Raw genomic sequence first — 20,483 nt, 5'->3', positions numbered from 1 at the left:
ATGGATAAAGCGTGGAAAAGATGTGGATTCAAAGTGAGGCATCTGTGAAAAAGGTCTTAAAACACGTGGATAAAATGTGAATTGATACAAAATCAAATGCAGAACAATCTACAAAAACAGTATCCCGTTCAGGTAATCAACATTCTTTTTATTTTTACAGATTTCTTAATTTCAGAGCTTTATAGAGTTATCCACATCACGATTAAAAAATCCACCGTATCCACAACAGATATCATAGTTATAAACATTCCCGCAGAACCTCTTATATCACACAATCTTATACAGTTATTTTCGTTACATTTGTAGTTTTGTGATTAATCGCATAAAACGTTAAAAATTATGATCTTTTTACAAGAAACTGCACGCTTTTTGTTTATGCTAATTGCCTGAAGAACCAAATGATGTTAAACAACAACTTTAAATATTACAATCTCTTTTTTCTGCTCTTTATATCCAGCCTGACGTATGCCCAAAATATAGCGACCGGGAGAATTGTTGATGCAAAAACCAATAAAGAAATTCCAGGTGTGGATATCTTTATCAACGATAATACGGAACCCGCTTTAAAAACTTCATTGGGAAGTTTTACCGTGCAGTCCGACAGCCTTATATCCAAACTGAAATTCTCGAAAAAGAATTATATTACCGAAACGGTTACCATCGTTCCCGGAAGTACGGAAAATATCTTTGTGAAACTTTCACAGGAAAAAGAAAACACCATCGCCGAGATTGTTATCCACAACGAAAAACCTAAATACAAGAATAAGAAGGAGAATCCCGCATACGCCATTATGCAGGAAGTATGGAAAAGGAAAAGAAACAACGGGTTAGAGAAATTCGATACGTACACTTATAAAGAATACGAAAAAATTCAGTTTGATGCGAATAATCTGGATAGTGCATTTATGAGTAAAAAAATCTTCAATAAGTTGGATTTCATCTTCGACTATGCAGATTCTACAGCCAGCGGAAAAATCGGGCTTCCAATTTTCCTCAATGAGTCTATTTATGAAAATTACGGAGAAAACAAACCGGGGAAAAAGACGAAAAGACTACTGGTAGCTCAGAAAACATCAGGATTTCAGGACAATCAGGTCATCACCATTACTGCTAAAAATCTCTATCGGGATATTAATATTTACGATAATACCCTGAATTATTTTGACATCGGATTTCCAAGCCCTGTCGGAACCAATGGATTCAGTACTTATGATTATAATTTAACAGACACCATTTCTATTCACGGGGAAAACGCTTATAAAATACGCTATCAGCCTAAAAGGAAAGACGTTCTGGCCTTCCAGGGTTATCTTTATATAGATACGGATAGCTATGCCGTTTTAGGTGCTACTTTAAAATCCACGCAGAAGATCAATGTTAACTTTATTAATAGTATTTCCACCGAGTTGGAATATGACAATCCGGACGAAAATACATTCCTTCCTAAAAAATTCATCACAGAAATAGAATTAACTCCTTTCGCAAAAAAGAGGACTTCAAAAAGTATCATTGCCAAGAGGACTGTAGATTATTCCCAATATGATTTCAACAAACCTCTTGATGACAAAGTATTCACCCGCAAACAGGAAGAGTATGATGATAAATTTGTGGATAAAGATGACGCTTATTGGGTAAAAGCAAGGCCGGACACCTTATCGAAATCTGAACGCGGAGTTTATGAAATGCTTGACAAGCTTCAACAGACCCCAAAATTCAATCGTATTGTTAAAATCTACGAAACCCTTGCATCTGGATATTATAACGCCTTTAAAGGTATTGACATAGGCCCAATTTTCTCTATCTACGGCAAAAATGAAGTGGAAGGCGATAGGATAAGACTTGGAGCGAGAACCTATTTCGGCCAAAATGATCCATGGAGACTTCAATTTTATACAGCTTACGGATTCAAAGACCAGCAGGTTAAATACGGAGCTGAAGCCCGTTATATGTTCAACCGGGTCAACAGATTCATGATTGGAGCAGGAACCAAAAGAGATATTGAGCAGCTTGGGGTGCAGCTTACCACAGATGACGGAATCATGGCTCGAACTTTCGCTTCTTCCACCCTATTTGCAAGAGGAGAAAACGCCTCTTTAAGCACGATCAATAAAACCAATATTTTCGCCTCTATTGAACCATGGAAAAACTTTCAGGTAAGAGTAGACGGAACTTTACAGAGCATAAAATCTGCTAATCCTGAGAAATTCAGCCTGATGTATTACCGCAATGGTGATCTGCGAAAAACAGTTAATGACTCTCACGTTACATTAAGCCTTATCGCAAGACCGGGAGCCAAATTTTCACAGACCGGGGTTGACCGTTATGAACATGGTACTTTAGCGCCAACCATTATATTAAGATACACCAGAGGTATTGAAGGGCTTTTCAATGCAGATTATAATTACAACAAACTTCAATTCATGTTCTACAAGCCTATACTGATGGGAAGCTGGGGAAAAACACTGGTAAGTTTTGAAGCCGGAAAAACCTTCAACACCCTTCCTCTGGCATTGCAGAACGTGATTCCTGGAAACCAATCCTACAGTCTGGCACCGAATACTTTTGCCCAGCTTAATTATTATGAGTTTGTAGCAGATACGTATTCCACTTTACACCTGGAGCATCATTTTAATGGAAAGATTCTTTCATTCATTCCTTTGATCAAAAAACTGAAGCTTAGAGAAATTGCATTTATCAGAAGTGCATATGGAACTTTGAGCGATGCCTCCAAAGCAGTCAATGTAGATGGATTTAAATATTCTGCACCCAGCGAACAGATCTATTTTGAGTACGGATTCGGAATTGAAAACATCGGATTTGGGAATCTGAGAATTTTCAGGGTTGATTTCAACTGGAGAGGAAATTATCTTGACCGACCTGATATTTCAACATTTGGCGTGAAAGCGGGATTCCAGGTAGGATTCTAAAGGAATAAATTAACAAACTAAATAAAAAAAATAATTTAAACCAAGGCAATACTTTTTGCTTTGGTTTTTATTTTCCCCACCATCAATTCCATTGGATTTTAAGTTAAAACAACAATCCTGCTCAATAAAGCTTATCCTATAAAAGTTTACAATTTCTGCATAAAAAAACCCCGACAGAGTCGAGGTTCATTTTTCAATACTATTATTTATATTAACATGGACAAGGATCCGCATCAATAATCATATTAATGCAGCGTAATCTCTGTTGAGGCGTCCATGAACACCATTCTGCACAGGTAGTTGCCGGAGGTGGACAGATCATAGCTCCTCCCTCAATTGTTCTCAGTTGTTTTTTTGAAAGTTTTCTTAGATTTTTCATAGTATTTTGTTTTAGTTTTTTGCCTACTCTATATGCTTTTCGGCTCCCGCAACTGATTTGTTATTTGATTGTTAACAAATATAAAAATATTTCACCAACAAAAGAATAAATGAAGAAAAATTTTATTTTTTTAACGAAAAAACATAAAAAAAAACCTCAGCAGATGCCGAGGTTTTTATTTTTATAAAACGCTTAAATTATGCGTTCGGTTCTACAGATACGAAAGATCTGTTGTTTGCTTTCTTTCTGAAAACTACTTTACCGTCTACTAATGCGAACAAAGTGTGATCTTTACCGATTCCCACGTTATCACCTGGGTGGTGCTGAGTACCTCTTTGTCTAACAATAATATTTCCGGCAATAGCTGCTTGTCCTCCGAAAATCTTCACACCTAATCTTTTAGAGTGAGACTCTCTACCGTTCTTGGAACTACCGACTCCTTTCTTGTGTGCCATTTTATTACTGGATTATTTATTAAGTGCTTTAAATTGATCGATATTCTTAATGATAGCAGCATCTACTTCTTCATGAGTAAGAATATTCTTTTCTAATTCCACTTTAACTGCTTTACCTAAAGTAATTAAAGTTTCTCTGTTCTCTTTAGACTGAGACAAGTTGTTTTTCTTTAAGTGGTAGTTCAACTCGTGATCTTCACCAAAGTTAACAGTTGCATGGTCAGAAAGAACTTCTGCTTTCACAGTTTCTTTTTTAGCCGCTTTTTTTGCTCCACCTTCAAAACCTGTAATACCAGTGATTACGATTTGAGTTAAAGATTGTCTGTGACCGTTTTTCACTTTGTAACCTTTTCTTCTTTTCTTTTTGAAAACGATTACTTTATCAGCTTTAACGTGATCTAGGATCTCTGCTTCCACAGTGATTCCGCTTACAGCTGGGGCGCCTACAGTGATTGCTCCGTTTACAGTAAGAAGTACTTTATCAAAAGAAACTTTTCCTCCTTTATCTCCTTTTAAACGGTTTACAAACAACTTCTGGTCTTGCTCAACTTTGTATTGAAGCCCTGCTATTTCTACAATTGCAAACATTGTTTATAAAATTTTTAGTTATTTCGAGGTGCAAATATAAGAATAAATTTCTAAATAACTTACAATCAACAATCTATTTTTTCACTCCAAAATCATATCACTATGCTTTGAATAATTTTTAACAGTAAAGTGCTAATAGTTAACATATAATTTCATACCTTCGTTATCACCAAAAAATATTTTATATGAAATTTAATTTTAATTCCTGCCTATTTGCAGGAGCTCTAGCTGCATTCTTGCTTACAGGATGCCGTGATGACAAAATGGAAGAAAGTGTCCTTCCTGAAACCCAGACTGAAAGTTCAAAAATCGAACAGCCCGGAGAACTTGAAAAAGTCTGTTATTATGTAGATCAGTACTGGTCTTCTTCTTCAATTCTGAAAACAGCACTTCAAAATTCTACAGATACTAACTTCATGAATGCCCAAATGACCAAAATTGCTGGTCTTTGGGGAAGAAGCAACCCAACTCTGCGTTTCGTAGATGACCCTTCCAATTTCAATTCTACGTACAACGCCATTTCTTATTCCACCGGAAAAATTTATTACGGTTATGCCATCTATTATGACGCAAAAAACAAAGGCGGTGATATCGTTAATGCCATGATCCTTGCTCATGAGTATGGCCATCAGCTGCAATATATCTTCGGGCTTCCTTCTGTAAACGAGTCTACAGCCAGACCTAACGAGCTGGAAGCGGATGGTTTTGCCGGATATTATTTAAGAAGACCAAACGGTTATAATAAAACCAACTTCTCTGAAATTGCTGCAGCATACGAATTTGCACAGAGTATTGGTGATTATCAGACCTCCAGCCCGGGCCACCACGGTACTCCAGCGCAAAGAAGATCTGCAGTACGTTTAGGATTCCTTTTGGGACAGTATGACCTCAATGCATCCAACTTTGATTATAATTTCTTCTATTATTATCAGGGGGTATTGAACGGAACATACAAAATGGGCAAAAACTCACAGAATCCGGAAATTGATGCTTATATGAGCCAGTATATGGATGAATTGAGAAAAATCCAGTCCGGAGAAATTTCTGCGGAAGAATTCAAGCACCTTAAGTAAACATTCATTTTTAGCATATTTAATAAGGCGGCAGAGCATTCATGTTCTGCCTCTTTTGTTTATTTGATAAATAACTAAAGTTTAATTACTTTTGACCCATATCCTGTAATATATGAACAGAGACCTCTACATTGATTTTGCCAAGGGAATGGCAACGCTTTCTATTATATTCATCCATACCGCTTTCTGGTCGGGACAGTTTTATATTCCTACGGAAGTCAGGGTATTTTCCCTGGTCTTTGATGTGGCTCTTTTTTATGCCCTCAGCGGAATAACGTCAGGCTCGAATATAGAGAAAACATTCTACAGGCTTTTAAAACTGCAGATCACTTATATGATCTTCGTGACTTTCCTATTCTTTTTAGATTATTTTTTCAAGGTCTTCGGACTGTCTTTCTTTTCATTGGAATGGCTGCAGAAGTTTTATTCAACATTTGGATCTAAATATTCCACAACCGGAGTTTCCGTTTATCCTCAGTGGCAGAATCTTGGAAACTGGTACCTTCACCAGTATACCAATGCCGATACTTTTCCTGTAGTGATGGGAAGTTTCTGGTATCTGAAAGTATATTTTATCCTGGCCGTATTTGGGGTTCTTATATTACGTTTCTTTCCAAAGCATATCAACTGGTTTATTGCGCTGTGCATCGGCCTGACCTTAGTTTTTAACGTTTTCCTTGAATATTATCCGGCAGGACAGGTGGGCTATGTTGCCTTTTATCTTGCTGTTTTTCTGATTGCACACCAAATGCGGGGCAAAAAAATTCCGACAAAAATAATCCCCGTATTATATGGTCTTGTTGCCGCAGCTTTAATCTGGATGTTCTGGTATTATGGAAGCGAAATCTTCTATAAAATCAACAAAAATAAATTTCCACCGAAAATTCCTTATATCATCTGGTCTTTATTTTCTTTGACTACCTTATTTGTATTGTACAACAGATTAAAGATTACTAAAGAAAGCTTTGTAACCCATATCGGAAAGAATGCTATTTTCTTTTACTTCGCACAAGGGATAAGTTCATCATTGGTATATTTCCTGGTAGTACCATTGAAAGAATATATGCCTTGGTGGCTATTGATGGTCATCATATATATTATTAACATCATCCTGGCTTTCATCATTGCTTCGGGTTTAAAGAGAATAGATAGTCAGGGATGGAAAGTTCTGCAGTTTTTAAGAAATAAAACAGCCATCTGATCTGCCGGGAAAATCTTCAAAAATAAAATGCGTTTGATCATCAATAATTACGGTTATCATTTGAACAAAAACCAACAGAAAGTAAATTCTGCAAAACCAAAAGCATTGAATATGTCTAATTTGTTTTATTTTTACAAAAAATTTACAACATGTTTAAGTTGAAACTTCCTACCGATCCAAGGTGGGCAAATATTGCGGAGGGAAACATTGAAGAAATTTTAACGGATCATGCCTGGTGCGAGCAGAAAGCAGCGACCAATGCCATTGGACTGATCACGATGCTTCCGGAGTATCCTGAGATCGTTACAGAGCTTCTTGCTATTGCGCAGGAAGAGCTCGACCATTTTAACCAGGTTCATGAGATCATCAAAAAAAGAGGCTACCGTTTCGGAAGAGCCCGAAAAGATGATTATGTAAATGAACTGGCTAAATTCATCATTCAGGGAAGCAGAGAAGACCTCATCGTAGATAAAATGCTTTTTGCAGCGATGATTGAAGCCAGAAGCTGTGAAAGATTCAAAGTTCTTACAGAAAACATTAAGGATGAAGAGCTTAAGGAATTTTATAGAGAACTGATGATCTCTGAAGCCAATCATTACACCACTTTTATAGGTTTTGCAAGACAGCTTGGCGATCCTGAAAAAGTAAATAAACGATGGGATGCATGGCTGGAGTATGAAGCTAATATTATTCAATCTTACGGAAACAAAGAAACAATACACGGTTAAAATAAAAACAACCCTTGAAAAAGCTAAGCTTCGAAAATATTGCCAATTTTTTTCTGAAAAATTTCTTTCAGGGACTGGTTATTATCGGTCCTATAGGCCTTACTATATTTGTAATCTGGTATATCGTAAGTGCTATCGACAATATTATTCCTTCGGTTGCAAAGGAAATCCCGGGGCTGGTATTTGTTTCAACCATTCTATTTACAGCTATTCTCGGATATTTAGGAAATAAGTTTGTAGTGGGGCGATTTTTTTTCGACACTATGGACAGCCTTCTGGAGAAAACTCCGGGAGTTAAGCATATCTACACGCCTACAAAAGACGTTATGTCCTCATTTGTAGGAGACAAAAAGAAATTCAACGATCCTGTCTGGGTAAAGACTAATGAGAATCCGGAGATCTGGAGAATCGGGTTTTTAACTCAAAAAGAGATGTCGGACGTTGACAAACACAATTACGTTGCGGTATATCTACCTCATTCCTATGCTATTTCAGGATGGGTAATTGTTACGGAAGAAAAAAACATCAAACCTGTTGTCGGAATGACTGCAGCTTCAGCGATGAAGTTTGCGGTAAGCGGCGGTGTTGCCGGATTTCATTCTGACGACAATATATTTAAAGCTCCTGAATAGCAGCCTTCTGCTCCTTTACGTATATACTTTGATGAATTTGAAATTATTTTCAAAAAATTTTCGTTAACAATCTAATAAATAACATAACGCATGAATTTACCGTACGCGGAGCCTTTCCGCATTAAAATGGTGGAAGAAATTCGCCAGTCTACAAGAGAAGAAAGAGAGCAATGGCTTAAAGAAGCTAATTATAACTTATTCAATCTAAAATCGTCACAGGTTTTCATCGACCTTCTTACCGACTCAGGAACCGGAGCCATGTCTGACAGACAATGGGGAGCCCTGATGACCGGCGATGAAAGCTATGCAGGATCCCGTTCTTTCGAACAGCTTCAGAATACTGTTGAAAAGATCACAGGTTTTAAATATTTATTGCCTACCCACCAGGGAAGAGCGGCAGAGAATGTTCTGTTCTCTGTGTTGGTAAAAGAAGGGGATGTTGTTCCCGGAAACTCTCATTTTGATACCACAAAAGGTCATATTGAGTTTAGAAAAGCACACGCCATCGACTGTACGATTGATGAAGCTTTCGACATTAATGACCTTCATCCTTTTAAAGGAAATATCAACCTTGAAAAACTGGAAGAGGTTTATAAAAGCCATCCGAAAGAAAACATTCCTTTCTGTCTGATCACCATTACCTGCAACTCTTCAGGTGGACAGCCTGTATCTTTAGAAAATATGAAGGCTGTAAGAGAACTTTCAGACCGTTACGGAATCCCTGTTTTCTTTGATTCAGCGAGGTTTGCAGAAAACGCTTATTTCATTAAAAAAAGAGAAAAAGGTCAGGAAAATCGAAGCATTAAAGAAATCTGCAAAGAGATCTTTTCCTATGGAGACGGGATGACCATGAGTTCTAAAAAGGACGGTTTAGTAAATATCGGAGGATTCATTGCCTTAAACAGTGAGGAAGTTTTCAGAAAAGCCTCTAATTTCACCATTATTTACGAAGGATTTATTACTTACGGAGGAATGGCCGGAAGAGATATGGCTGCCCTGGCTGTAGGTCTTGATGAAGCTACTGAATTTGCTTACCTGGAAAGCAGAATTTCTCAGGTGGAATATCTTGGGAACAAATTGATAGAGTATGGAATTCCGGTTCAGAAGCCAATTGGAGGACATGCCGTATTTATTGATTCTCTTAATTTCCTTCCTAATGTTTCCCGCGAGGAATATCCGGCCCAGACTTTAGGTCTTGAGATTTACAAAGAAGCCGGTATCAGAACTGTTGAGATCGGAACTTTACTGGCAGACAGAGATCCGGAAACTAGAGAAAACCGTTATCCGAAATTGGAGCTGGTACGTCTTGCTATTCCAAGAAGGACCTATACCAACAATCATATGGATTATATTGCCGCTGCTATTAAAAATGTATATGAAAGACGGGATGAGATTTCAAAAGGGTACAAGATTACCTGGGAGCCAGATCTGTTAAGACATTTTACAGTACAGCTTGAAGAAGCATAAAAAACAGAACCGGGATCTACTCCCGGTTTTTATTTATTATAGAAAACAAACTCTACTTTCAAGGAAGAAGGTGTTTTCACAATTCGGTTTACATTTCAGCATTTATAAAAAAACACAATACCTTATGCTTTTCATTTTATTAATTCATGATTTTAAACCGGAGTGATTTATTTTTTTCAAATCATGAATGTTTTTAATTTACATTTGCACATACTTAAAAACGGTTTACCCATAAAGTAAACCCAAACACTAACTTGAAAAACTCCATTATTCCGAAATGAACAAAATTGCTGTCGTGGGCGCCGGTATATCTGGCTTAAGCATAGCGGGTTACTTAGAAAAGCACAATTTAAATTATCACATTTATGAACGGAGAGAGAAGGATGATTTAACCGGTCATGGCTTCCTGCTTCCTCAGGAAGGGATCGAATATCTATCCCAGATCGTGGATCAATCCCAACTTTTTGAGCACGGTAATTTTTTAAAGAAATATATCCGGTATTCTCATAAAGGAGAAATTCTGGCAGAAAAGGATCTGGATAATGTTTTTGTCATATCAAGGAGCTCTCTGATCCGGATTTTAGCTCAAAATATTCCAGAAGAAAAAATCACTTATGGAGAAACACTTACTTACTCCCCTGTTCAGCAGGGTAAATTAATAAGAACCGACGGTTCTTACCTTGACTCTGACATGATTATTGTTTCCGACGGCTCTAAAAGCAGGATCAGAAGGGCAATATTTAAAGATGAGAATATGCGGATGGTAAGAGAGAACGAAGTGGTTAATATCATCAAATGTAATGATATAGCTGCCCGTTTAGACAGCAATTTCATGAAATTCCATCATGAAGATGGGGGACTGACCTTTGGAATCCTTAAACTTTCTGCGGATACCGTTTTATGGTACTCTCAATTCGACAATGAAAAGTACAAAATCGGTGAACAATGCTCAGTAGACAGTCTTAAAAAATACATGTTTGAGGTTTTTGATGATTGGAACCCTCTCGTTGCTGATATTGTGAAAGGCTCCAGCTACGAAAATGTACATCTGTGGAGGGTTTACGAGCTGGAAAAACTGAATCCTTTTCACAAAAACCATATTGTTTTCATCGGGGATGCTGCCCATCCTCTTATTCCTTTTACCAGCCAGGGAGTCACTTCCGCATTAAAGGATTCTTTTACTCTAACTCAATATCTGCTTCAGGAAAAAAACATAACAGAAACTTTCAAAAAATATGAAGCAGAAAGAAAACCGGAAATCGAAACCCATATCAGGAACGGAAGAATCCTTCTTGATCAGTTCCTACTCCCTCTTAGCCAGCAATCAGAAAATATTTTACCCATCTCATATAAATAAAGCAATGTTTACGAATAACGATATTAATTTTGAAGCCTTAAAAAGAAAAGCCTACAACGGAAGATGGGCTGCCATAGAAGACGGAATCATTCCTCTTACCGCAGCTGATCCGGATTTCAGGATAGCTCCAGCTATTGAAGAGGGAATTATAGAGTATTTAAAGGATGGTTATCTGAGTTACGGCCCATTCTCAGGTCTTCCGGAATTTAAGAAAAATGTTGCAGAACATTTTAACACCGAAAAGCATGGAACCTTTACTCCTGAAAATGTATTGGCTATCAACAGTGCTGCACAGGGGATGTTTCTTATTGCGTCTTATGTACTTTCTCCGGGAGATGAAGCCATCATTTTAGATCCTGTTGATTTCCTGTTTAAAAGATCGGTAGAAGCTGCAGGAGGAACCGTCAGATTATGTCCTGTAGATCATACTACCGGAGCCATAGATTTTGAAAAAATGGTTGCATTAATTAATCCGAAAACGAAGCTGATCAGCATCTGTAATCCTCACAATCCGCTTGGAAAGGTTTATTCTAAGGAAGTATTGAAAAAAATATCCGAAATTGCCTCTGCCCATAACCTGTGGGTAATGAGTGACGAGATATGGAGTGATATTATTTATGATCAGAAAGATTTTCATACTTACTCTTCCGTTTCGGAAGAAGCTAAGAAGAAAAGCTTTACAGTTTACGGGTTTTCAAAGTCATTCGGAATTGCCGGATTGAGAATCGGGGCGGTTCTTTGTAATGATGCTGAAATTCTTGAAGATTTCACGGAAAAATCAAATTTTAATTCTACCATAGAAGGTGTTTCCACGTTATCGCAGATTGCAGGAAGTGTAGCTATAGAAAGAGCAAAGCCATGGTATAAGGAATTCCTAAGTCACCTGCAGAACAACAGAGATCTGGCTTTTAACCAATTAAGCCATTCCGGAATTTTGACACCCAATCTGCCTGAAGCCACTTTTGTATTGTTCCCGAAAATTGAAAACGGCATGTCCAGCGAAGAATTTACCCAACATGTTTTACAGTATGGTAAGGTTGCTGTTGTTCCCGGTTCAGAAAGATGGTTTGGAAAAGGAGCAGAAGGCCATATCAGGATTTGTTTTTCCACTTCTCAGGAGATTTTGGAAGAAGGGCTTGACAGGATTATCAAAAGCTTTTAGTAGAACCAATTTTTCTATCTGTAATTTAAAAATTAAAAATCTCCTGAAAAAATTCTCAGGAGATTTTGTTTTATTTCTTTGAAATTTTATACAATTTCCCGCTATCTGTAACAGCATATAAATTACCATCCATTCCGCTAAGAACATCCCGAAAACGCTCATTCTGGTCTGCAAGCAGGCGTTCTTCTCCCACTACTTTATTATCTTTCATCACAATCCTGTTGATATGCTCACCACTCAGGCAGCCAATGAACAGATTACCTTTCCATTCTTCCATATTCCCGGTATAAAAAGTAACGCCACTGGGAGAAATAACAGGATCCCAGTAGTAAACAGGCTGCTCCGTTCCCTCTTTCTGTGTGATTCCCTGCCCTACTTTCTGGCCGGAATATTCAATTCCATAGGTAACATCGCCCCAGCCGTAGTTTTTTCCCGGAAGGATCAGGTTGATCTCATCTCCTCCCCTCGGCCCCATTTCAACATCCCAGAGATTTCCATTAGCATCAATAGCCAATCCCTGCGGATTTCTTATTCCGTATGCATAGATTTCGGGCTTATATCCTTCTTTTCCTACAAACGGATTTCCCGGAGCAGGTTTTCCTTCTTTAGTAATCTTCAATATCTTTCCTAAATAATTATCTGTTTTCTGGGCATATACCCTTGTAACCTTATCTGATCTTTCCCCTGTACTTACAAATAAATAGCCTTCTTTATCAAATACAAGTCTGCTTCCATAATGTTTATCTCCGTCATAAGAGGGTTCTGCCCTGAAAATTACTTTAACTTCTGAAATGCTTTTCAGGTCGACAGACAGTTTTCCTTTAGCCACTGAGGTCAGATTTCCTTTTCCGAAGGGTTCTGAAAAACTGAAATAAATAATACTATTCGTTTTAAAATCAGGATCAAGTGCTACGTCCAGCATTCCTCCCTGCCCTTTGGAGTCTACTTTGGGAAACCCTTCAATTTTTGAGACCTGTTTCCCGTCTGCGGAAACCACATTCATATGCCCTTTCTTATCTGTAATCAGAAATTTTCCGTCAGGCAGGTTAATGATTCCCCATGGACGGCCTAAATCTTTATTCAGAATTTCTACCTGATAATCTCCGGCAGTCTTTACCGCCTTAATCCTGGTTTGTCCTTTAAAGGCCGGCTGATAATCTGAATTCGGTTTTTCTGTTTCCACACTACCATCACTTCCGGTCTGCTGGGCCTGTACAGAACTCTTTTTACATGAAGTAAGGAATAATGAAAAACTTAGTACAGGAATATAAAATTGATTGAATTTCATAAGATTAGGATTAATCGGTTATCAAATTGAATGGAAAAATAATGCCATAAAAATTTGCAGGATTAAATTTTTATTCTACATTTGTAGAACAAATTACAACATTGTAGAATGAAAGAGATAAAACTAACCGATTCTGAAAAAGATCTCATGGAAATTCTTTGGGACAAGAAAAAGATATTCATGAAAGATATTCTGGAATCTTATCCCGAGCCTAAGCCCGCTGCTACCACTATTGCTACCCTGCTGAAAAGAATGCAGAATAAAGACCTGGTAGGCTATACACTGTATGGAAATTCCCGTGAATACTATCCGAAGATAGAGAAAGGGGAATATTTCAAAGAGGAAATGACCTCTATGATTGACCGTTTTTTCAATAGTTCTGTTACTCAGTTTGCATCATTTTTTACATCCAATGCCAAACTTAGCCAGAAACAGTTGAAAGAACTTCGAAGTATAATAGACGAACAAATAAAGGAATAGCTATGTTTTTGATCATTCTGAAAATTATTCTAAGTTCATCCCTATTCATTGCAGTATATTATTTGTTGCTGGAAAAGGAGAAGATGTACAGATTCAATAGATTCTATCTGCTCGGGTCACTTATTCTGTCTTATACTATTCCTTTTATAACGGTTACTTCAGAAGCTCCGATCACAGAAAACAGCCCAAAACCTCAGTTGATCTTTGAGGAAGCGGTGCAGCAAATTGTTTTTGTACAGCCTGCAGAAGAGAGTTTTGACTGGATGAATCTCGTATGGATCCTTTACGTGGCAGTCACTTTTATGTTGTTAATAAGGAGTATTTTATCCATAGTTGCAATAAAAAGAATACAGGGAAGAAAACAGATTTACCAGCAGCATAATGTTGTTCTAACTCAAAAAAATCTTTCGCCATTCAGTTTTTGGAACACCATTTATCTGGGAGAAAACTATGTACAAAATGATGTGATTGATCCAAGGATATTTCTGCATGAAAAGAGCCATCTTGATCAGAAGCACAGTATTGATCTTATATTTATTGAACTGTTAAAAATCTTTTCCTGGTTTAATCCTGCTCTTTTTCTGTATAAAAAAGCAATGATCACCAATCATGAATTCCTTGCCGATGAAGCTGTTCTGAATAGCCAGTTCAACATTAAAGACTATCAGAATTTAATTCTTGATGAAATGATCAATAGCCAGAATCTTTCCCTGATCCATTCATTTAATTTTAATAATACCAAAAAACGATTTATCATGATGAACGCTAAAAAATCTAAACTTATTTTGCTTAAAAAAGCCGCCGCTTTTACTGCATTTGTGGCTGCAGCAACCCTGTTTGCTGAAAAAAAATATGTGAACACCAGTGCTGATGCAGGCTCTTCAAAAGAGATTACTTACAAAAATTCAGACCGCGCAACAACTCCTGATCCATATAAGGAATTTAAGGATATTTTAAACAAATATTCCGATCTTCTGAACAACAGACAATATGCTGAGTTTTCTAAAACAATCACTGAACAGGATAAAGCCAGACTGGAAGAACTTTACTCCCAATTAACAGATGCTCAAAAAGATGAGCAGAAAATCACTTTCATTACCGTTCCTACTTTAAAAAAACGGACGCCTACTGAAAATGAACTCAATTCTTTTTTAAACAAAAGCAATTATGCGGTGTGGATTGATTCAAAAAAAATAGAAAACAGCACTTTAAAAAATTACAAAACTTCCGATTTCTCCCATGTATCGATCAGCAAAGTCTATAAAAATGCGAGAACAGCCAGAAATCCACAGCCTTACCAGGTAACTCTGTTGACTCATGCTTCTTTTGAAAAGTATCTGAAAGAGAAATCTGCTACAGCAATGGGATTCAAGGCACAGGCATATAAAAAGTGATATTATTTCACCAAAAACTCATCTAATATTAATGAAGATAATAACACCAATTTCCTGCCTCAATATATTTTGAACATTCATAAACAACAAGCGCTATTATTTTAGCGCTTTTTTATTTTAAGATTCTCACAGCTTGATAATTTCCTTTTTTCACAAACAATATTCCTTACTTCATTATTCTTATTCTGAATTCGCATTAAAATACTTTATTCTGACTAATATTTTCTTTCGTATTTTTGTTGTATACATCATTTCCTATGAACTTTAATCTTCACTCAGAATATAAACCCACCGGCGACCAGCCTCAAGCTATAGAAAAGCTTACCGAAGGAATTGAGATTGGTGAAAAATACCAGACTCTTCTTGGAGTAACAGGCTCCGGAAAGACTTTTACCGTTGCCAATGTTGTACAAAATGTACAAAAGCCAACGCTTGTCCTTGCTCACAACAAAACACTGGCAGCACAGTTATTCATGGAATTCAAAGAGTTTTTCCCTAACAATGCTGTTGAATACTTTGTGAGTTACTACGATTATTATCAACCGGAAGCTTATATTGCCACAACGGGAACTTATATTGAAAAAGACCTTAGCATCAACGAAGAAGTTGAAAAATTACGTCTTTCTGCTACCGCCAGCCTTCTTTCAGGAAGGAGAGACGTATTGATCGTAGCATCTGTTTCCTGTATTTATGGTATTGGGAATCCTACGGAATTTCACAAATCATTAATTTCAATTGCCATCGGCGAGAAGGTAACCAGAACAGCACTTCTCCACTCTCTCGTCAATGCATTATACGCCAGAACTTTAAATGAGTTTCAGAGAGGAACCTTCCGGGTAAAAGGAGATGTCATTGATGTTTTCCCTGCTTATGCTGATAACGCCATAAGAATACAGTTTTTCGGTGATGAGATCGAGAAAATCCAAAGCTTTGATCCGGTAACCGGAAATGTAGAGGCCAATTTTGATCAGATCCAGATTTACCCTGCCAATCTCTTTGTTACCTCAAAGGAAACCTTAAACGGAGCTATCAGAGAAATTCAGGATGACATGGTAAAACAGGTTGATTTTTTTAATTCTGTTGAAAAACCTTTGGAAGCAAAACGTCTTCAGGAAAGAACCGAACTCGATCTTGAAATGATCAAAGAATTAGGCTACTGCTCGGGAATTGAAAATTATTCCAGGTATCTGGACGGAAGACTTCCGGGAACGAGACCATTCTGCCTGATCGACTATTTTCCAAAGGACTTTTTAATGGTCATTGATGAAAGCCACGTTACAGTTCCACAGGTTCATGCCATGTATGGCGGAGACCGAAGCAGAAAAGAATCTCTGGTGGAATACGGCTTCCGGCTTCCTGCAGCGATGGATAACAGGCCTCTTAAATTCGAAGAATTTGAGGCCATGCAGAATCAGGTAATCTATGTTTCGGCAACCCCTGCTGATTATGAACTGGAAAAAACCGGAGGCGCCTATATTGAACAGATTATCCGTCCAACCGGGCTTTTGGATCCAATTATTGAGGTAAGGCCTACTTTAAACCAGATTGATGACCTGATGGAAGAAATCCAGAAAAGATCGGATGCTGATGAGCGAGTACTGGTAACTACCCTGACCAAGAAAATGGCTGAAGAACTTACCAAATATTTTACAAAGTTCGGAATCAGAACAAGATATATTCATTCCGATGTGGAAACTTTGGAGCGTATTCAGATTATGCAGGATCTTCGTCTTGGTCTTTTTGATGTACTGATCGGGGTCAACCTATTAAGGGAAGGCCTAGACCTGCCAGAAGTATCTCTAGTAGCTATCCTTGATGCTGACAAAGAAGGAATGTTGAGAAGCAGAAGATCCATGACACAGACGGTAGGACGGGCCGCGAGAAATGTGAACGGAAAAGCCATCATGTATGCCGATAAGATTACAAAATCGATGCAGGCCACTTTGGACGAAACAGCCTACCGCCGTACCAAGCAAATGAAGTACAACGAGGACCATGGACTTGTTCCTCAGGCCTTGAATAAGAAAATATCTGAAAATCTGGTGGGCAGAAGCAAAGATTTCCCTGATGAAAAATACACTCAGAAAGAGATTCTTCAGAAAGCAGCGGAAACCAAAGCAAGCTATGGTGGTGAAGATCTTGATAAAATGATTTCCCAGAAACAGAAAGAAATGGAAGCAGCAGCTAAAAATCTTGATTTCATTAAAGCAGCAAAGCTAAGGGATGAAATTGCCGCATTAAAATCCTGATAAAGAAATAATAGATAAAAAATGAAGGCACCATATATCCTAACCCGGTTATTATCAAAAGGGAATTACATACTGAAAAGCAAAGCAATGGCTATAATTTCAAATTTATCAAAAAATAAAACTGATACAGGAGAAAAATAATACAAGAAATATAAAGTTTCGGGCGGCATCTTCGATGCCGCCCGAAACTTTTACAGGTCAATACTATCTACTTTCTGACTGATGCCCTGATAGGCGCCAATAGATCCATAAGACCGTTTAATTTTATTTCATATACCGTTGCAAGCTGCATTCCCAACTTACCTTTAGGCATTCCGTTTCGATTGAACCATTCCAGATAACTGACAGGGAGGTCAGCAAGAACAGTTCCTTCGTATTTTCCGAAAGGCATTTTAACGACGCATATTTCTTTTAATATTTCCGGGTTTATTCCTTCCACTTTTATATGATTAAATCAACTTTATTATCTCCTTCTCTGTCTTTATCTGATAGTTGCAGCTCAGGCCGTGTTTCTTCTTCTGAAAATTCATTTCTATATATCTGAATAAGAAGAAGGGTAAATGAGATCAGAATAGGACCAAAAATAAGGCCCATAAATCCAAAAAGATTCATCCCCATAATAATTCCGAATACGGTGTTAAGCGGATGGATATTTTCCAGCTTTTTCAGAAGGGTAAAACGAAGCAGGTTATCGGTAAGTCCGACCACCACCACACAGTAGGCGGCAAGTCCAAGTCCTTGCCCTGTATTTCCTTCCGCGATCATAAAGATACAGACGGGAATATAAACAATGGCAGCACCTACAACAGGAATCATGGATGCAGCAGCGGTTAAAGCGAAAAGCAGTACCGGACTTGGCGCTCCAAAAATAAAATACCCAACCAACCCGACAATACCCTGACCTAATGCTACAACAGGAATCCCGATCGCATTAGCCATAATCAGTTTTCTGAGTTTATCGCCGATCAAAGAAATATTGGCTCTTTTTAAAGGAGCAGAAGAGCTAAGAATTTTTTCAAACAACCTAGGCCGTTCCAGCATAAAATAAAGGATAAAATACATGGACATCACTACGGTAAGCGTATTGAAGGTTCCGCTGAGTGCAGACGTTGAAAACCTACCTGCAGAACTCTTCAGCTTGTCCATATTTTCCTTGCTGAGAATATCAAATTCTACCTTTTTGTAAATATAATCATGGATCTTATCCAGAAACACATTAAACTTAGCCATATAGGCCTGAGCATTTCCCAGCTTCTCGATCAACAGATCAGCGATAAAGTAAATTGGAAGAATAAGGATAATCAGACTCGCAAGCATCAGAACAAGTGCCGAAAGCCAGGGTTTCCACTTCTTTTCCTCCTGCAGATAAAAATTATATCTGCGGCAGACTACGTAAATAGTAATTGCCCCAAGTACTGAAGGAATAAAAAGCGAAAGATTAAAGCAGATCAGTCCTGCAAGCACCAGAATAATGGCCAGCAGGGAAACCTGTTTTATGACATTACTGCTTATCTGTTTATCCTTATTCAACATTAAATTTTATTTTTAATTACTTAGTTAGTATCTGTCTTGGCTTCCCTAAAAAGGCACAATACACAGAATAGGCAACAATCATAATAAACGGAGCAGTAAGAATGATCCCTATTCCGCAAAGAATGATTCCGGCAATAGAGATTAGTCCACCTACAACTGTTGCCCCAAGAAATGTTCCGTAATTTTCTTTAGCAATATTGAAAGACTTTCCTAATGCTTCAGTAGCAGAAGCGTTTTCAAATAACAGAATCGGGTACCCCAATAGCAATAAAGGATACACAAAAAAGGCCGGAATTACGCATAAAGCCAGGGCAATACTCGAAATAATCCCTGAAAGGAAACTATAGATCAGAATATTGACAAAATTCTGACGGTACCCAATAAAAAGATCCCCAAACTCAATCTGGCTCTTGGTATTGTACTTATTAACAATGTAAATCAATCCCACATACAAAGGAGCAAGCAAAAGCCCCAAAAGACTGGATAATGTAAGATACATGGTAAAACCGGGAGCATTCCAGTAGCTGAAACTGGAGTAGTCTCCTCCGCTATTTCTCATTTCTTCCATCATGGATGTAGAATTAAATCCACTGATAGACTGCACGATAAAGCTACCGACAAAGTAGATTACCATAGCTACAATGCCGTAAAGGAAGACCCCTTTATACATTTCAAAAGCATGCGAAATAATAGATCCCGTATCTTTGTTTGGAACGGATCCCTGCTGGTCAAATTCGTTAAATTCAGACATAGTTTAATATTTAATGATTCCATCAAAATTAACTTTTTTTGACAGAAAATCATATTAAACCCATGTAAATTTTATTGTTTTTCTGAAAAAATGGTTTTATAAAGAGAATAAACCATGGCATTCCAGAAAGGAAACGTGAATAGTCCACCTACAAGAAACAAGGCAAAACCAGCATATTTAAAAGCAATAGCAACCAGAATTCCTACCCATATCTGTACTGAATATACCCTGAGCGCCTTAAAATTCAAAGATATTGCTTCAAAAATTCCTTTGTTCATAAAAAACATTAGCGGGGCTACAAAAACGGTTACTGAAACCCACAGTACAGCAAGAAATACAGTAGGAATTCCCATCCTGTAAATCATTGCCCAAAACAGGTAATATCCGGCATATTTAAAAAAATTAAATCCGTTATACCCTACAAAAAGGTCTCTCAGTTCAATTTTCTCATTCAGATCAATCTTTCTGAAGATCTGAAACAGTCCCAGATTCAACGGAAAAAGGAAAACCGATGTTCCCAGGATAGCATAGCTGAACATCTGATAATTTTCAGTAGCAGCAAGTGCTGAAAGCTTCTCCATGTAAGCTTTACTCCCCTGTTTTAAAGCTTCTGCAAGTTCCTGGTTCTGTTCCCAGATTCCGTATCTCTCTGCAAAGAAAAACATCGAAGTAAAAAACATAGCGAAAAACACAATGGAAAACATCAGCTGAAAAATCAAGGTCTTATTCCAGTAAAAAAACGCCTGCTTTAATATAAATTCTGCTCCCGGTCTCTGAGGATATCTGTTCTGCATCAAAAATTTTTTATGCAAAAGTAAT

At 37.6% G+C, this 20,483-nt stretch carries 19 protein-coding genes; 11 read left to right on the top strand and 8 right to left on the bottom strand.

Annotation, left to right across the window (positions count from 1 at the left end; all coding sequences use genetic code 11):
- The first annotated feature begins 398 nt into the window (after positions 1 to 398).
- Positions 399 to 2,927, top strand: coding sequence for a DUF5686 family protein (locus J2Y40_RS11670; protein WP_309999076.1), 2,529 nt, complete (start codon positions 399 to 401; stop codon positions 2,925 to 2,927).
- 211 nt (positions 2,928 to 3,138) lie between these two features.
- On the opposite strand, the gene J2Y40_RS11665 is transcribed toward J2Y40_RS11670, so the two are convergent.
- The 3 genes from J2Y40_RS11665 to rplU form a co-directional block, all read right to left on the bottom strand.
- Positions 3,139 to 3,306 (bottom strand): bacteriocin-like protein, encoded by a 168-nt coding sequence (locus J2Y40_RS11665; protein ID WP_153396547.1) that lies wholly within the window; start codon positions 3,304 to 3,306, stop codon positions 3,139 to 3,141.
- 197 nt (positions 3,307 to 3,503) lie between these two features.
- On the bottom strand, positions 3,504 to 3,761 hold the full coding sequence (gene rpmA / locus J2Y40_RS11660; protein WP_027372929.1) for a 50S ribosomal protein L27: 258 nt from the start codon (positions 3,759 to 3,761) through the stop codon (positions 3,504 to 3,506).
- A 12-nt stretch (positions 3,762 to 3,773) separates the two neighbouring features.
- On the bottom strand, positions 3,774 to 4,349 hold the full coding sequence (gene rplU, locus J2Y40_RS11655) for a 50S ribosomal protein L21 (RefSeq protein WP_076357125.1): 576 nt from the start codon (positions 4,347 to 4,349) through the stop codon (positions 3,774 to 3,776).
- Between the two features lie 185 nt (positions 4,350 to 4,534).
- Here rplU and J2Y40_RS11650 point away from each other — a divergent pair, with 185 nt between their 5' ends.
- The 7 genes from J2Y40_RS11650 (at position 4,535) to J2Y40_RS11620 (ending at position 11,969) form a co-directional block, all read left to right on the top strand.
- Entirely contained in the window at positions 4,535 to 5,422 is an 888-nt protein-coding gene (locus tag J2Y40_RS11650; RefSeq protein WP_153396549.1) for a metalloprotease, read from the top strand.
- Positions 5,423 to 5,534: 112 nt separating this feature from the next.
- Entirely contained in the window at positions 5,535 to 6,623 is a 1,089-nt protein-coding gene (locus J2Y40_RS11645; protein WP_309999072.1) for an acyltransferase family protein, read from the top strand.
- A gap of 149 nt (positions 6,624 to 6,772) precedes the next feature.
- On the top strand, positions 6,773 to 7,351 hold the full coding sequence (locus tag J2Y40_RS11640; RefSeq protein ID WP_153396553.1) for a tRNA-(ms[2]io[6]A)-hydroxylase: 579 nt from the start codon (positions 6,773 to 6,775) through the stop codon (positions 7,349 to 7,351).
- A gap of 14 nt (positions 7,352 to 7,365) precedes the next feature.
- Complete coding sequence (locus J2Y40_RS11635; RefSeq protein ID WP_062698892.1) at positions 7,366 to 7,983, top strand: DUF502 domain-containing protein; 618 nt, start codon at positions 7,366 to 7,368, stop codon at positions 7,981 to 7,983.
- Between the two features lie 90 nt (positions 7,984 to 8,073).
- Entirely contained in the window at positions 8,074 to 9,450 is a 1,377-nt protein-coding gene (locus J2Y40_RS11630; RefSeq protein ID WP_153396555.1) for a tryptophanase, read from the top strand.
- A gap of 277 nt (positions 9,451 to 9,727) precedes the next feature.
- Positions 9,728 to 10,807 carry an NAD(P)/FAD-dependent oxidoreductase gene (locus J2Y40_RS11625; RefSeq protein WP_153396557.1) on the top strand — a complete coding sequence of 360 codons (1,080 nt, stop codon included), beginning with the start codon at positions 9,728 to 9,730 and terminating at the stop codon, positions 10,805 to 10,807.
- Positions 10,808 to 10,811: 4 nt separating this feature from the next.
- A complete protein-coding gene (locus J2Y40_RS11620) occupies positions 10,812 to 11,969 on the top strand; it encodes a pyridoxal phosphate-dependent aminotransferase (protein WP_153396559.1) in 1,158 nt (385 codons plus the stop codon).
- A gap of 70 nt (positions 11,970 to 12,039) precedes the next feature.
- On the opposite strand, the gene J2Y40_RS11615 is transcribed toward J2Y40_RS11620, so the two are convergent.
- A complete protein-coding gene (locus J2Y40_RS11615) occupies positions 12,040 to 13,257 on the bottom strand; it encodes a PQQ-dependent sugar dehydrogenase (RefSeq protein ID WP_153396561.1) in 1,218 nt (405 codons plus the stop codon).
- Positions 13,258 to 13,365: 108 nt separating this feature from the next.
- Here J2Y40_RS11615 and J2Y40_RS11610 point away from each other — a divergent pair, with 108 nt between their 5' ends.
- From J2Y40_RS11610 to uvrB, 3 genes are all read left to right on the top strand, one after another.
- Complete coding sequence (locus J2Y40_RS11610) at positions 13,366 to 13,737, top strand: BlaI/MecI/CopY family transcriptional regulator (protein ID WP_153396563.1); 372 nt, start codon at positions 13,366 to 13,368, stop codon at positions 13,735 to 13,737.
- A 2-nt stretch (positions 13,738 to 13,739) separates the two neighbouring features.
- A complete protein-coding gene (locus J2Y40_RS11605; protein ID WP_153396564.1) occupies positions 13,740 to 15,131 on the top strand; it encodes a M56 family metallopeptidase in 1,392 nt (463 codons plus the stop codon).
- A gap of 257 nt (positions 15,132 to 15,388) precedes the next feature.
- On the top strand, positions 15,389 to 17,380 hold the full coding sequence (gene uvrB / locus J2Y40_RS11600) for an excinuclease ABC subunit UvrB (protein WP_153396566.1): 1,992 nt from the start codon (positions 15,389 to 15,391) through the stop codon (positions 17,378 to 17,380).
- A gap of 208 nt (positions 17,381 to 17,588) precedes the next feature.
- On the opposite strand, the gene J2Y40_RS11595 is transcribed toward uvrB, so the two are convergent.
- The 4 genes from J2Y40_RS11595 to J2Y40_RS11580 form a co-directional block, all read right to left on the bottom strand.
- Positions 17,589 to 17,810 carry a DUF3820 family protein gene (locus tag J2Y40_RS11595; RefSeq protein ID WP_153399915.1) on the bottom strand — a complete coding sequence of 74 codons (222 nt, stop codon included), beginning with the start codon at positions 17,808 to 17,810 and terminating at the stop codon, positions 17,589 to 17,591.
- An 11-nt stretch (positions 17,811 to 17,821) separates the two neighbouring features.
- Entirely contained in the window at positions 17,822 to 18,913 is a 1,092-nt protein-coding gene (locus J2Y40_RS11590; protein ID WP_153396568.1) for an AI-2E family transporter, read from the bottom strand.
- 16 nt (positions 18,914 to 18,929) lie between these two features.
- Positions 18,930 to 19,664, bottom strand: coding sequence for a beta-carotene 15,15'-monooxygenase (locus tag J2Y40_RS11585; protein WP_153396570.1), 735 nt, complete (start codon positions 19,662 to 19,664; stop codon positions 18,930 to 18,932).
- Between the two features lie 71 nt (positions 19,665 to 19,735).
- On the bottom strand, positions 19,736 to 20,458 hold the full coding sequence (locus J2Y40_RS11580) for a hypothetical protein (RefSeq protein ID WP_309999064.1): 723 nt from the start codon (positions 20,456 to 20,458) through the stop codon (positions 19,736 to 19,738).
- Between the last annotated feature and the right edge of the window lie 25 nt (positions 20,459 to 20,483).

The organism is Chryseobacterium sp. 2987, assembly GCF_031456375.1.
Classification (GTDB): domain Bacteria; phylum Bacteroidota; class Bacteroidia; order Flavobacteriales; family Weeksellaceae; genus Chryseobacterium; species Chryseobacterium vaccae.
Note: the sequence above shows the minus strand (reverse complement) of the source record. Positions and strands in the feature narration are given on the sequence as shown.

Excerpts from the sequence above, each read along its gene's own strand:
- J2Y40_RS11605 (WP_153396564.1), top strand. The coding sequence starts at position 13,740 with ATGTTTTTGATCATTCTGAAAATTATTCTAAGTTCATCCCTATTCATT.
- J2Y40_RS11580 (WP_309999064.1), bottom strand. The coding sequence starts at position 20,458 with ATGCAGAACAGATATCCTCAGAGACCGGGAGCAGAATTTATATTAAAG.
- J2Y40_RS11670 (WP_309999076.1), top strand. The coding sequence starts at position 399 with ATGATGTTAAACAACAACTTTAAATATTACAATCTCTTTTTTCTGCTC.
- rplU (WP_076357125.1), bottom strand. The coding sequence starts at position 4,349 with ATGTTTGCAATTGTAGAAATAGCAGGGCTTCAATACAAAGTTGAGCAA.
- J2Y40_RS11665 (WP_153396547.1), bottom strand. The coding sequence starts at position 3,306 with ATGAAAAATCTAAGAAAACTTTCAAAAAAACAACTGAGAACAATTGAG.
- J2Y40_RS11640 (WP_153396553.1), top strand. The coding sequence starts at position 6,773 with ATGTTTAAGTTGAAACTTCCTACCGATCCAAGGTGGGCAAATATTGCG.
- J2Y40_RS11590 (WP_153396568.1), bottom strand. The coding sequence starts at position 18,913 with ATGTTGAATAAGGATAAACAGATAAGCAGTAATGTCATAAAACAGGTT.
- J2Y40_RS11645 (WP_309999072.1), top strand. The coding sequence starts at position 5,535 with ATGAACAGAGACCTCTACATTGATTTTGCCAAGGGAATGGCAACGCTT.
- rpmA (WP_027372929.1), bottom strand. The coding sequence starts at position 3,761 with ATGGCACACAAGAAAGGAGTCGGTAGTTCCAAGAACGGTAGAGAGTCT.
- J2Y40_RS11585 (WP_153396570.1), bottom strand. The coding sequence starts at position 19,664 with ATGTCTGAATTTAACGAATTTGACCAGCAGGGATCCGTTCCAAACAAA.
- J2Y40_RS11620 (WP_153396559.1), top strand. The coding sequence starts at position 10,812 with ATGTTTACGAATAACGATATTAATTTTGAAGCCTTAAAAAGAAAAGCC.
- uvrB (WP_153396566.1), top strand. The coding sequence starts at position 15,389 with ATGAACTTTAATCTTCACTCAGAATATAAACCCACCGGCGACCAGCCT.
- J2Y40_RS11610 (WP_153396563.1), top strand. The coding sequence starts at position 13,366 with ATGAAAGAGATAAAACTAACCGATTCTGAAAAAGATCTCATGGAAATT.
- J2Y40_RS11615 (WP_153396561.1), bottom strand. The coding sequence starts at position 13,257 with ATGAAATTCAATCAATTTTATATTCCTGTACTAAGTTTTTCATTATTC.
- J2Y40_RS11625 (WP_153396557.1), top strand. The coding sequence starts at position 9,728 with ATGAACAAAATTGCTGTCGTGGGCGCCGGTATATCTGGCTTAAGCATA.
- J2Y40_RS11630 (WP_153396555.1), top strand. The coding sequence starts at position 8,074 with ATGAATTTACCGTACGCGGAGCCTTTCCGCATTAAAATGGTGGAAGAA.
- J2Y40_RS11650 (WP_153396549.1), top strand. The coding sequence starts at position 4,535 with ATGAAATTTAATTTTAATTCCTGCCTATTTGCAGGAGCTCTAGCTGCA.